The organism is Exiguobacterium sp. A1_3_1, assembly GCF_048985645.1.
GTDB classification, from domain to species: Bacteria; Bacillota; Bacilli; order Exiguobacteriales; family Exiguobacteriaceae; genus Exiguobacterium_A; species Exiguobacterium_A indicum.
On the sequence record NZ_WBYY01000085.1, the window covers coordinates 1 to 12,705 of the forward strand.

General features: G+C 47.4%; 15 protein-coding genes. 7 read left to right on the top strand and 8 right to left on the bottom strand.

Annotation, left to right across the window (positions count from 1 at the left end):
* Nucleotides 1–205: 205 nt before the first annotated feature.
* The 4 genes from F8N00_RS10265 to F8N00_RS10280 all read right to left on the bottom strand — a co-directional run bounded on the left by F8N00_RS10265 (nt 206) and on the right by F8N00_RS10280 (nt 4,120).
* On the bottom strand, nt 206–1,699 hold the full coding sequence (locus tag F8N00_RS10265; RefSeq protein WP_023469735.1) for a peptide MFS transporter: 1,494 nt from the start codon (nt 1,697–1,699) through the stop codon (nt 206–208).
* Between the two features lie 239 nt (nt 1,700–1,938).
* Nucleotides 1,939–2,574, bottom strand: coding sequence for an NAD(P)H-binding protein (locus F8N00_RS10270; protein ID WP_023469736.1), 636 nt, complete (start codon nt 2,572–2,574; stop codon nt 1,939–1,941).
* Nucleotides 2,571–3,794, bottom strand: a complete 1,224-nt coding sequence (locus F8N00_RS10275) for a glutathionylspermidine synthase family protein (RefSeq protein WP_075642903.1) — start codon at nt 3,792–3,794, stop codon at nt 2,571–2,573. Before F8N00_RS10275 ends, F8N00_RS10270 begins: the two co-directional genes overlap by 4 nt.
* Nucleotides 3,791–4,120 carry a hypothetical protein gene (locus F8N00_RS10280; protein ID WP_035395686.1) on the bottom strand — a complete coding sequence of 110 codons (330 nt, stop codon included), beginning with the start codon at nt 4,118–4,120 and terminating at the stop codon, nt 3,791–3,793. The genes F8N00_RS10275 and F8N00_RS10280 overlap by 4 nt, the downstream gene beginning before the upstream one ends.
* A gap of 147 nt (nt 4,121–4,267) precedes the next feature.
* On the opposite strand from F8N00_RS10280, the gene F8N00_RS10285 reads away from it, so the two are divergent.
* From F8N00_RS10285 to F8N00_RS10300, 4 genes are all read left to right on the top strand, one after another.
* Nucleotides 4,268–4,711, top strand: coding sequence for a hypothetical protein (locus tag F8N00_RS10285; protein WP_023469739.1), 444 nt, complete (start codon nt 4,268–4,270; stop codon nt 4,709–4,711).
* A gap of 86 nt (nt 4,712–4,797) precedes the next feature.
* Complete coding sequence (locus F8N00_RS10290; protein WP_023469740.1) at nt 4,798–4,971, top strand: hypothetical protein; 174 nt, start codon at nt 4,798–4,800, stop codon at nt 4,969–4,971.
* A gap of 31 nt (nt 4,972–5,002) precedes the next feature.
* Nucleotides 5,003–6,559 (top strand): ABC-F family ATP-binding cassette domain-containing protein, encoded by a 1,557-nt coding sequence (locus tag F8N00_RS10295; protein WP_023469741.1) that lies wholly within the window; start codon nt 5,003–5,005, stop codon nt 6,557–6,559.
* A gap of 132 nt (nt 6,560–6,691) precedes the next feature.
* Complete coding sequence (locus F8N00_RS10300) at nt 6,692–7,477, top strand: alpha/beta hydrolase family protein (RefSeq protein WP_035395579.1); 786 nt, start codon at nt 6,692–6,694, stop codon at nt 7,475–7,477.
* Nucleotides 7,478–7,486: 9 nt separating this feature from the next.
* Here F8N00_RS10300 and F8N00_RS10305 read toward each other — a convergent pair whose 3' ends face one another.
* The 3 genes from F8N00_RS10305 to F8N00_RS10315 are packed head-to-tail and all read right to left on the bottom strand — an operon-like array spanning nt 7,487 to nt 9,263.
* Nucleotides 7,487–8,065 carry a hypothetical protein gene (locus tag F8N00_RS10305; protein WP_075642902.1) on the bottom strand — a complete coding sequence of 193 codons (579 nt, stop codon included), beginning with the start codon at nt 8,063–8,065 and terminating at the stop codon, nt 7,487–7,489.
* The gene (locus F8N00_RS10310; protein WP_035395574.1) at nt 8,053–8,943 is read right to left on the bottom strand and encodes an FAD:protein FMN transferase; all 891 of its coding nucleotides are present in this window, start codon (nt 8,941–8,943) and stop codon (nt 8,053–8,055) included. Before F8N00_RS10310 ends, F8N00_RS10305 begins: the two co-directional genes overlap by 13 nt.
* A gap of 11 nt (nt 8,944–8,954) precedes the next feature.
* The gene (locus tag F8N00_RS10315) at nt 8,955–9,263 is read right to left on the bottom strand and encodes a hypothetical protein (RefSeq protein ID WP_075642901.1); all 309 of its coding nucleotides are present in this window, start codon (nt 9,261–9,263) and stop codon (nt 8,955–8,957) included.
* Between the two features lie 101 nt (nt 9,264–9,364).
* Here F8N00_RS10315 and F8N00_RS10320 point away from each other — a divergent pair, with 101 nt between their 5' ends.
* The 3 genes from F8N00_RS10320 (at nt 9,365) to F8N00_RS10330 (ending at nt 11,697) form a co-directional block, all read left to right on the top strand.
* Nucleotides 9,365–10,042, top strand: coding sequence for a response regulator transcription factor (locus F8N00_RS10320; RefSeq protein WP_035395573.1), 678 nt, complete (start codon nt 9,365–9,367; stop codon nt 10,040–10,042).
* Entirely contained in the window at nt 10,035–11,204 is a 1,170-nt protein-coding gene (locus tag F8N00_RS10325) for a sensor histidine kinase (protein WP_075642899.1), read from the top strand. The genes F8N00_RS10320 and F8N00_RS10325 overlap by 8 nt, the downstream gene beginning before the upstream one ends.
* Before the next feature lie 79 nt (nt 11,205–11,283).
* Nucleotides 11,284–11,697, top strand: coding sequence for a DUF2231 domain-containing protein (locus F8N00_RS10330; RefSeq protein WP_023469748.1), 414 nt, complete (start codon nt 11,284–11,286; stop codon nt 11,695–11,697).
* Between the two features lie 66 nt (nt 11,698–11,763).
* Here F8N00_RS10330 and F8N00_RS10335 read toward each other — a convergent pair.
* On the bottom strand, nt 11,764–12,705 hold a 942-nt coding region (locus tag F8N00_RS10335; protein ID WP_421018173.1), incomplete at its 5' end, for a DEAD/DEAH box helicase.

Here is a 12,705-nt window from a genome sequence, read left to right on the forward strand (position 1 = left end):
GTCTCCCGGTCCTCGTCGGCATCGGTGCGTTGTTACTACCGAAAGGGGCAACGGCCGATTTACCGCCACTCGTGACGACCCTGATGTCAAACGGTCTCGTCCTCGGAACATTGGTCGCCTTGCTCGCAGAAGGGTTACGCCATATTCGGACGAACGATTAATAAAAAGACGCTTTCTCGATTGAGAAAGCGTCTTTTTTCATGCATCAGCGAATACCGCGCATGTATTTTTGAAGTTTTGGTGCGAAAGCGAACAAGAGTAATCCGAAGATGACGGCAACGATACCTGTGATACCGAAGTACAAAATCTCCGTATCATTCGTGTAGTATTTAACGATTTGTGCGTTGACCGCTTGACCTGTTGCATTCGTCAAGAACCACAGACTCATCGTTTGCGCTGAGAAGGCTGCCGGCGCCAGTTTTGTTGTTGCCGATAGACCGACTGGTGACAAGAAGAGCTCACCGATGACGACGAGGAAGAAGCTCAGTGCAAGCCAGAGTGGACTAACTGACGTCTCCACACCGAACAGGATACCTGGTAGTGTCATGACGATGAACGAAAGTCCAGCGAACAGAAGACCAAACGAGAACTTTTGCATCGTCGTTGGTTGACGGTCACCGAGTTTGACCCAGAAGCTCGCAAAAACAGGTGCTAATACGATGATGAAGAGCGGATTCAACGATTGGAAGAATGCCGGTTGAATCTCAAATCCTAAGAATGAAAGGTTCGTCCGTTCACTTGCGAAGATCGAGAGGACGTATGAACCTTGTTCTTGGATTGCCCAGAAAATCGCTGCTGCGATGAACAACGGAATATACGCAATCAAACGTGAGCGCTCATCATCCGTGATCTTTGGACTACGAAGCATGACTGTGAAGTAAGCAATCGGAATCAAGATCCCGAGAATCGTGACCATTAAAGTAAAACGAGAAATCGTCAACAGTCCTGTCATCGATGCAACGACACCGAGTACCGCAACGACGACGACAACGATTGATGCGATCGTGATGAAGCGTTTTTTCTCGTCCCCTTTTAATGGGTTCAAGACATACGTACCCGCTTGACCAAGGTTTTTCTTTTTCGTCAAGACGAAGACGACAAGTCCTGCGAACATCCCGATGGCAGCGAGTGCGAAACCAGCATGATATCCACCGCGGTCAGCCACTTCACCGACGACGAGTGGTGAGAGGAATGCCCCAGCGTTGATCCCCATGTAGAAGATACTAAAACCAGCATCGCGGCGGTTATCCGTCTTGCTGTACAAATCACCGACGATATTCGATACGTTCGGTTTCAAGAAACCAGTACCGATGACGATAAGTCCCATCGAGATGAAGAGGGCTGTAATGCCTGCTGGTAAAGCAAGGACGATATGCCCTAGCATGATCAAGATACCACCATAGAAGACGGTGCGTGACGTACCGAGTAAACGGTCAGCTACCCATCCCCCAATGATCCCTGACATGTAGACGAGCGAACCATAAACTGCCATGATTGACGCAGCTGTCGTCTTATCGATACCTAGACCACCGTTGGCAACTGAATCGTACATGTAGAAGATAAGGATGGCACGCATGCCATAGTAGGAGAAACGCTCCCAAAACTCAGTGAAGAAGAGGGTGAACAACCCTTTCGGATTCCCGAAGAATCCTTTTTGCGGAACGGTCTTGTAGACCTGATCGCGATCAAACTCTGCCATATGATCGGCTCCTTTCATCAATCCTAAATAAGTGCATAATCCATCATCTTTTCCCGCTTTCCCCAAACGATAAGCGTGACGAAACAGATAGGATACGAATACACTGTTTTGCCTGAATTGTCTCACTTCTTTTTTTATATATGAGACAGCACTTTACCATTCAACCGCAAATCATTTGACGAGTCAAATATTATTTACGTTACAAGAATAACAAAAAGAGCAGTCGACTACTCGACTGCTCAGGATTGCATCTGTTTCGATTCAATGATTGTAATTCCAGGCGGTGCATGTAACGTTTCACGGATCATCGCCGCAGCGACTTGACCAGCTTCGATCGGAGCAATGGCACTCCGCTTCAACAAGGGGCGTAAAACCGTCGAAATTTTCGCAGCCGCTTGTTCGCCTAAGCGGAATTCATCTCGATCCCCTAGCAACAATGACGGTCTAAAAATCAATAACGCGTCATATCCGAGTACACGTAATCCGTTTTCCGTGTCCCCTTTTACGCGATTGTAGAAGGTTTTCGCATTCGGATGGGCACCGAGCGCCGAAATCAAGGCAAATCGTGTCGCCCCGAGGTCTAACAATTCACGACCAAGTTCAATCGGATATGTGTAGTCAACCTGACGAAATGCCTCTTGCGATCCTGCTTGTTTGATCGTCGTGCCCAGTGCACAATAGACATGGTCGACGACAGGTAGTTCAATTTCTGTCACACGATCAAAATCAATCACCCATTCTTCCAATTTCGGATGAAAACGGCGCATCGGGCGGCGAACGAGAACATGTACCTCGCTATACGCATCTTCTGCCAACAAACGATCGACGAGTTCTTGTCCGACTAGACCAGATGCTCCTAAAATTGCTGCTCTCATACGTTTCTCCCTCCTTCATGCTGTCGACCAATTGGTACGAAATAGGAACGGTTTCCGGTAATCCGTTCTCCGGCACGTACACCAATCGCACTTGGTCTTCCTCCTAAAATAAAGACACCATACATATACGCGACTTCTCCCTCTTCCTGAAGTGAGTACGTCGGTAATTCTTGATACGCTTGATAAACAGCCGGTTGATCACGAAACGTATGCTGTTCATTCTTTAGCATGATATGTCCTTGTCCATCATGGACCGTCACGGTATCTCCTTCACGCCCGAAGATTGGTTTTTTAACGAATGATCGCTGGCTTGAAATGAATGGATCAGCGGATAAGTACGTCGGTAAAAAGTAACGCGTAATCGTCATATGGTCCGTTTCGCTCAAGTACGGATGATTGGCTTCATGCAACATCCAGATCAATGCAAGAACCGACTTAGCTTGCATTAAAAAGGCAGACGGTGGATTGATGATTTCGAGTCGACCCGTCTCGACGAGTTGCAGGAGTAATTGTCCTAAATTTTTTCCGTCCTCATCCCGGTCAAGTAAGGCCATCTCAATCGGAAAGGTTTGACGATATAAGATATCGATTCTTTTACCAGCCTCATCGTACAGACCTTCTTCCGGACGAATCTCTAATGCATGAAGTGGACAATAGGTCGCATCACTCCAAAACGACTGCAAATACTCAGCTGTCAATCGATCCTCGATGTGGTCACCATGTGAGGTGAAGACGACATGCGGATGCTGTTTCGTCCGATGTATCGCGGCTTCGATCGCACGACGGACAGTTGCCTTCAGCCATTTGTTTTCCCCATCGTTGACCCGTTCAAAACCTTGTTTTTCCGCTACGACATCATTGACTTCAAATACTTCTTTAATGAAAGTCGGCGTATCCGCGTTCCATTCCATGAGTGAGATACGATCTGCCGTCGCAATGAAATCAAAGCGTCCGATGACGGTCAACGGTCGCATCGTCTCGAGTCGTAAAAAAGCGAGACTTTCAACTGGAAAGCCCAGCTCGAGCAGTGCCTCATCATCCATCGATCGAAGAATCGGAAGTACTTTTTCAAATATCTTGTAAACTTCTTGCGCCGCGATATGCAGTTGGTCGATTCGTTCTTCCGAGATGGGCATGATTTCCGTCACAGCGTACGGTTCCCCGTCTAGCACATCCCAAAAACGATCGATGTCTCCGTAAAAGGTTTGTCGTCTATTCATCCGCCGAAAAAGCCGGAAGATGAGCCTGTTCCGAATCCCTTTGTCTTCGTGTTATAACTCTTTACTTCTTTTGATTTCGGCGTATACCCTTTCGTTCGCATCGCACTATGCATCAAGGCACGTGATGCGAAATAACTACCACCCCAGTAATAGTATCCTGAATGGGTTGATGAACTATCATCACAGTACCAAACGCCTTCATCATTATCATACTCATAGTCATCACAATCCGGATCATCTGGTCGTTCCGCTCGTGCATCATCCGATCCACACCCACTCAGTGTCGTTCCGATCAACAGTGTTGCAGCTAGTGTCGCTTGTTTCATCCAATTCACCGTCTCAGTCCCCTTTCCTTTGACTCTCGTTATGGATAGTATACGCTTTTTTGGAGAGAAAAGTTTCTTTGTTCTGTCGGAACTTTTTTTCCTTCAATGTGGTAATAGTATCTATAGAACGAAAAGGAGGATTTACGCATGTCACTTGCCTACTACGTTGAAGAAAATGGTGAATTCCATCCGATCTATCAATATGATCGTTATGCGATTGAACCGGAAGAGATCATCGCCCACCAACTCTGCGAATTTCATATCATCGAAGGACATCAATACGAGCTTCGTTCCAATGAGATGGCAGGTGATTACGATCAATTGATTGTCGATCATATCAAGGCATCACCGCGTGCGACAGAAGAACGCGTTTATCCACCGCATCAAATTCATATCGAGTTCAGAGAATATTTATCTGACAGCGCGCAACCGCTCTTAAAGACATCAACGGTTCCGAATCACGTCCAAGCGATGCGTTTTTTGATCAAGGACAAAATTGAAGTCGAAGGACACGGTGTGTTTGAGCGTGACAGCTGTGAAATCGATATCGACCGAAATTGTTACGTCGTCTATCTTGCCGATACACTTTGAGATGTAAAATCAGGTCTCTTCATTTCCAAGAGACGTTTTTTTTGGCATACTAGAAAGTAAGAACGAATCAATCGAGGTGAACGAACATGAGTGAACAACCAAAAAAACTATCATTGCAAGAGGCAATGATCGAACGCTTGAAAGCAAAAAAACAAGCGCAAACAAAACGTCCGACTGGCTTACAAGGAACACAAACGAAACAATTGACGAGCCAACAGACGAAAAAAGCAAACAACCAGAAAAAACGGACAGGCGTCTAAGTCACAGGAATTCATGAAATAAGGAGTAATTATGAGTATTTTAACGGTATCTAACTTAAGTCACGGATTCGGTGACCGCGCCATTTTCGAAAATGTCTCCTTCCGCCTGTTAAAAGGCGAGCACATCGGTCTCGTCGGTGCGAACGGTGAAGGAAAATCGACGTTCATGAACATCATTACGTCGCAACTTGAGCCGGATGAAGGAAAAGTCGAATGGGCGAAGCATGTACGCGTTGGTTATTTGGATCAGCACGCTGTCCTTGAAAAAGGATTAACCATCCGCGATGCACTTAAAGGTGCATTCCAGTACATGTTCGACATCGAACAGGAAATCAATGATTTGTACGGTAAAATGGGCGAAGTCGAGCCAGAAGAACTGGAAAAGATGCTCGAAGAAGTCGGCGTCTTGCAGGACATTCTGACGAATAACGACTTCTATACGATCGATGCAAAAGTCGAAGAAATCGCGCGCGGTCTTGGGCTCGATGAGATCGGACTCGACCGGGATGTACAAGAGCTCAGTGGTGGACAGCGGACGAAAATCCTGCTCGCCAAACTCCTTCTTGAAAAACCGGACATTCTCTTACTTGATGAGCCGACCAACTATCTCGATGTCCAGCATATCGAATGGTTGAAACGCTACTTGAATGAATATGAGAATGCGTTCATCTTGATTTCGCACGATATTCCATTCCTCAATAGCGTCATCAACTTGATTTATCATATGGAAAATCAAGAATTGAATCGTTATGTCGGTGATTACGACAACTTCGTCACGATCCATGAAGCGAAGAAAAAGCAACTCGAGTCCGCGTTCAAGCGTCAACAGCAGGAAATCTCTGAGTTGAAGGACTTCGTTGCCCGGAACAAAGCCCGTGTCTCGACACGGAACATGGCGATGTCGCGTCAGAAGAAGCTCGATAAGATGGATGTCATCGAACTTGCGCAAGAGCGTCCAAAACCAGAGTTCCACTTCCTCCAAGCACGGACACCAAGTAAATTGATGTTCGAAGCAAAAGGTCTCGTCATCGGATACGATGAGCCACTTTCGCGCCCTCTTGATCTGACGATCGAACGTGGGCAGAAGATTGCGTTGCACGGTGCGAACGGAATCGGGAAATCGACGTTGCTCAAGAGTTTGCTCGGTGAAATTCCAGCTGTCTCGGGTGTCGTTGAGCGAGGCGAGAACTTGCATATCGGGTACTTCGAACAAGAAGTTAAAGAGAAGAACTCGAATACGTGTATCGAAGAGATTTGGAATACGTTCCCGTCTCTGACACAACAACAAGTCCGTGCTATGCTCGCGAAGTGTGGTTTGATGACGAAACACATCGAATCGAAAATCGAAGTGCTCAGCGGTGGGGAAAAAGCGAAAGTCCGTCTTTGTAAATTGATGAATACGGAATCGAACATCCTCGTACTCGATGAGCCGACGAACCACTTGGACGTCGAAGCCAAAGAAGAATTAAAACGTGCGTTACAAGAGTACAAAGGAACCGTCCTGTTGATCTCACACGAACCAGAATTCTATGAAGCTGTTGCGACAGACTTATGGAACTGTGAATCATGGACGACAAAAGTATTCTAAGCTACACCATACAAAAGATGGGATGCCCAGAAGGGTATCCCATCTTTTTAGTTCATACACTTAATCATTGCATGATCGTGCATCTTCACGCACACTAAGACTTAGAAAATGATTATGAAGGAGCGTGTTTTTTTGGAAACGATCACGAAAAAGGCAACACTATCCTATCTCCATGTTCCAAGCGGTGGTTCAGAACAGTTGATTGCCCGTCTCTATTCACCTGAACATACAGCGAATGCTCCACTGATTGTCCTCTTCCACGGATTTCCCGGGAAACAGTTGAACATGGACTGGGCAGTTCAACTTCAAAGTGCAGGGTACCATGTACTCGTCACGTCGTATCGTGGAACGATCGGGAGCCCTGGAACCTTCCGATTCCAACATGTTTTGGAAGACGCGACCGCGACACTACAGCACGTCTGCTCAGAGTCTTTCACTGCCGAACATGGCATCAAGGCGGATCAGATTACCGTCGTTGGTCATAGCATGGGCGGTTTCGCCGGTCTACATGCTTTTGCTGAGACACCAGAGGCTGCACATTATGTCGGAATCTCTCCGTTTAATTTTGGTCTCGTCGGTCAGCTCGTCCTCGAACATCCGGAATACGAAGCTGCGCTACACGGTGTACTCGAACGAGGAGCTGGTTTCCTAAATGGTGCCGTTGCTGACGCGTTACTCGATGAGTTGAAGCACCATCATACGACTTGGAATTTACTGACGCTAAAAGAACGTCTAGCCGATCGCTCGATGTTGCTTATGACGTCAGAAAGGGACGAAACATCGATCAAAGCACTCCATCATGACTTATTGCTATCCGACAGTCCGTTCGAGGAAGCGATTGTCGATAGTGATCACAACTATATCGAGAATCGGGACGCTGCCTTTAACGAATGGACAGCTTGGCTCGCCCGACAATGAAAAGAGCGCTCAGCGTATGACTGAGCGCTCTTTTGCTGAAGTTCGAGTCCGTTGCACAGGACGGATCCGTATCCGATAAAGGACGAGCGTAAACATCGTCAGTGTTGAGATAGCGTACCAGATCGTCGTGAACAGGGTTCCGGTATCCGTACCGATGAAAAGACCATGTGCCGTCATTAATAGCCAAGCAGGTAAGACCAGCCAGTGTGTCAATTTCCAAAGCGTCTTGCCTAACGTCTCCTTTAAGAAATCCGAAGTCACGAGAACGAATCCGAATAAGTAGAGACTGATCGTTCCTAGCGCATTCCAGAGTGGTTCATAAGAAGCTTGGCCCGGAATCAGGACTTCAAAGATCGTCAGTGGTGCGTATGAATCGACGATGATGAGCGTCGCATGAAGGACGATTGCGAGCAAACCTGCCCAGCCACTATATAAGTGCACGTGATGCAGTCGTGCTTTTTGTTTTTTGAGTGCCGGGTAGGAACCGAGCAATCCCGCTAAGACAGAAATCGTCATGAAGAAGTGCCCACTTAATCCACTCAACCGGATCATCGTCCATGTTGAGAACAACCATTTCATCCAGTCCATGTCTCACTCACTCCCTTCTGTTCACTTCGCCATTCCCCAGCAGTATCCAAAATCAATAATCGTCCTTTTGGAAACCAACGAAACAGCTTTTCTTGACGTTCTGTCTCTGTCATCTGAAAGGCAAGCTTCGTCATGACTTCGGCTTCATAGAGTTGTGGCGCAGATGCCGTCACTTGAAGAATCGGACTTCTCGTCGGACGTCCTGTTCGTCCATCTAACAAATGATGATGCGTCTGTCCGTCCGTCTTCCACGATCGATAGACACGGTTCGATGTCGCAATCGCACCTTGTCGTAATTGCATGTCAGCGACGCGTTGTTCGGTCTCGGGATGCGTGATCGTGATATTCCATGGTTCCTCCTCGGACCAGACGATGACGTCACCTCCCGCTTCAATCAATCCACGACTCCAGCTTTTTCGTAGTCGCTGCGCTGCGATCATCGCGGCAGCTCCTTTTCCGATTCCACCTAGGTCGATAAAACCGCCTCCGACTCGCGTCACGTCACATCCTTCAATGATGAACGGGGCGATCTCTGGTGGAGCAACCTCTTCATAAGCGACAGCTTGTGTGAAGGGAAATGATTGGCGATAGCCATTGGCTTGTTGTTGCGCCAGCAGGAATGGGGAAAAATAACGTTCGGTCTGCTCGAAGTATCGCGTGGCGCGGGCCAGTAAGCGGGCTAACGGTAAGGACACAGATAACGTGTCGCCGATCCGTAAGCGATTCAATCGACTGACTTCACTTTGCTTATCAAAGCGTGACCACTGCCGATCCACATAATGAAAGAATCGGACAAGTTCCTCCCATTCTGCTTCATCGATCGGCTGATCCGTCACGAACCGCACCTGATTATGCATCGCATACAATTGTCGCTCCATCTTCCTCCTCCTTACCTCGAATGGCTAGACTGACCGTCACTTGATCCACCGGGTTGACTGAAGCCAGACGATTCATCACCTTGCCATTGATCATCATCGTCATCTTCGTAATATCCATCATCCCCTTCGTATTCGCCATCATCATCGCTATACTGATTCCCTTGAGATGGTAGCGTCGTATCGTTCGAATACGTATCGCCTGTCGAAACAGGTGTCGTAGAGGAATCGTTCGAACTGACACTCAACTGACCAATCGCAAGTCCGATGAAGACGGAACTACTAAGCCCGACGAGCCATTTCGCAAATGGTTTTGGTTTCATCTGTTTCCTCTCCCTTCTTGTTACGTTTACTGTATCGAAAAAAACTGACAACTAACTGACGGCAACTATGGGATAATGAGAAAAAAAGAGGAGCGATGTGCATGCGCGTTTTGGTAGCAGAAGATGATCAGCGTCTTGCGAAGATGTTACGCCTCCATTTGGAGCGGGCAGGATATCAGGTAGATGTTGCGCAGGATGGAGTGGAAGCGCTCCTCCAATGTCAGACGTATCGCTATGACTTACTCGTTCTCGATTGGATGATGCCTCGTAAGAGCGGAGTCGAAGTCGCCGCTACCTTACGGCAAGAACAGTTTGAAGGCGGCATCTTGATGCTGACTGCTCGCGATACGGAAATCGATCTCGTTCATGGTCTCGATAGTGGAGCCGATGACTATCTCGTTAAACCGTTTCAATCGAATGAATTACTGGCACGACTGCGCGCGCTCAGTCGTCGTCAACAAAAGGCATTCGTGTCGACGGTTTCTTTCAATGGACTACTCCTCGATCTGTCCTCACAAACGATTTCTTACGAGCGACATCCAATCGATTTAACACGACGTGAATTTGAATTCCTTTCCTTACTGTTAAGACGACCTGAACAGGTGATGAGTCGTGAATTGATCATCGAAGTCGTGTGGGGGATCGGGGCGGATATTACGGATAACGCGCTCGATGCGCTCGTCCGACTCGTTCGAAAAAAATTAGATGCGGTCGGTGCTCCTAATTTGATTCGGACAGTTCGCGGATTCGGTTATCGTTTAGGTGATCCGCATGCTTGAATCGATTCGAAAACGACTGACCTTGTTATTCAGTGGCTCGTTTTTTCTTGTACTAGTCCTTATCCTGATTGGTGTGTATGTCACGAACGCTCAATTGCTGAATCGAATGGAATTGAATCAATTGAAGAGCGTATCTGATCGAGATATCTTCGAACGGATCGAGCATGGGGAGGATCACTTCATTCGAAATCCGATCTACTTCCAGTTACTCGATGGTTCAGGAAACGAACGCTATGCAAGTCTGCCGCCAGACGTCGAGTCCAAAACACTGCGCCGTTTTTTAAGCTCGAATGATACGACGCAACAAGTGGAATGGGATGATCGACACTTCTTGCTGTATCAACGGAGTACCGAAGAAGGACGGCTACTACTGATGAAGGACATCTCTCCGACCGAAGACACCTTACAGCGATTGATTGCCGTTCTGGCGGGGATCGCGGTGCTCGCAACGATTGTCCTGACGCTAGTCGGATATATCCTTGCTGGTCGAGCCGTCATTCCGGTGCAACAAGCATTCGATCGTCAACGTCGTTTTACGTCCGATGCTTCACATGAACTACGGACACCTCTGACAATCGTCTACAGCGGGATTGAATTGCTAGAAGCGGAATCACTTTCGAATGAAGGGCGTACGATTCTAGAGGACGTTAAAGCAGAAACGGCAGGCATGCAGTATTTAGTCTCTGATTTATTATTGCTTGCGCGAGAAGGACAACCTTCACCGAAACAGGAAGTTGACCTTAGTTCGCTCGTTCAAAAGACCGTCGAACGTTTTCAGCACGCCTACTCGAATCGCGTCATCCACGCTTCGATAATGCCTGACTTACGCATGAAGGGAGATACCCATCAATTGAACCGCTTATTGACGGTCTTTCTTGAGAATGCTCTTGTCTACAGCGATGACGTCATTGATGTCTCTCTCGAAGAAACTACTACAGAACGCCAGTTGACGATACAGGACCGCGGAATCGGTATCGCTTCCAATCAACAAACTAAAATATTCGAGCGTTTTTACCGGGGGGACCATTCGCGTCACGGAACAGGAACCGGTCTTGGGTTATCAATCGCTCAATCCATTGCGGAGCAACATGGCGGAACGATTTCCATTGATTCCACATTAGGTGAAGGTACACGGTTCATCATTCATTTCCCAACTCTTTAAAACGGTGTCAGTTAACTGTCAGATAAGCAGGGTAAAGTGAAATTATGCTTTACCATACTTATCCAAGGAGGTTTTTGATATGTTGGGGAACGTACCGCTTCATCCACTTCTTGTCCATGCACCGATTGCACTTTTATTATTTGCGACGATCCTATTACTCATCAGTCTGAAGTGGACACAATTCAAACTGTTTGCCCTTTTTACGTTAGTCGTCGGTCTGATTTCCGGAGTCGCTGCCTATTTGTCTGGAGACGGAGCAGAAGAGTATGCGGAAGCGAATTTAAGCAGCGTTACCCATGCTGCCATCGAAAATCATGAGCATTTTGCACTGTTCAGTCTTGTTGCCTTTGGTGTCTCGCTGTTATTTCTTTTGTTAGGTTACCGCTCGAACAAAAAAATGTTTTTATTACTCAGTTTCGTTGTTGCCATCGTCGGTAGCGGACTACTTGCTTATACTGGTCATCTCGGTGGTCAGATGGTCTACGCCAAATAAAACAAGAGCCGGTCTATTTTCTCTTTTGATAAGAGAAGTAGACCGGCTTTTTTATCTTGTTTCTGTTTATTTACGATGTGCACGTCCCGGGCGACGGTTATTCGAACGACGTGTGTTTCCACGTCCTTCTGTCGTCTTCCGTGATCCTTTACTTTGATCGTGCTGTGCGCGAATCGCTTCTTCAGACAATTCGACGACGATCGGCGTGACCGAGATGTTCAATTCCCGTTCCATATCACGGAACGTCCGACCATCTTTTGGTGTTACGATGGAAACGGCAATTCCGTCGTTCCCAGCACGTCCTGTCCGACCAATCCGGTGAACGTAGCTTTCCGCATCATCCGGTAAATCATAGTTAAAGACGTGTGTCACACCTGTCACATCAAGTCCACGCGAAGCAACATCTGTTGCGATCAGGAATTGTGTTTTTCCTTGATAGAACTTCGCCATCGCTTTTTCACGTTTCCCTTGCGTTAGTCCACCGTGCAATTCATCCGTCGGATACCCTTGCATCTGCATTTCTTCGTTCAATTTACTAACGCGACGTTGTGTACGGCAGAAAATAATGGCTGCGTACGGACGCATCTCGTCAAGCATCGTCCGCAGTGTCGCTTGCTTGCGGCGATCCGTTGTTTCGACGACGAACTGTTCGATCGCTTCAACAGTAATGCTTTCCGCCTCCACCTGTACTTCGACTGGATTACGCAAATACGTTTTCGCCAGTTCCTCTACTTTCGGTGGCATCGTTGCAGATAACATGACGAATTGACGATCAACCGGTGCTGCTTCGATGATGTCTTCAATTTCTGGCAAGAAACCGATTTGCAGCATTTGGTCCGCCTCATCCAAGACAAGCGTCCGTAATTCACTTAAATCAAGTGTACCGCGACCGACGTGGTCAAGAATTCGTCCTGGTGTCCCGATGATGATTTGTGGCATCCGACCGAGGCGTTGAATCTGTTTAAAGACGTCTTGTCCACCGTATACAGCAAGCGCACGGTACTGTTC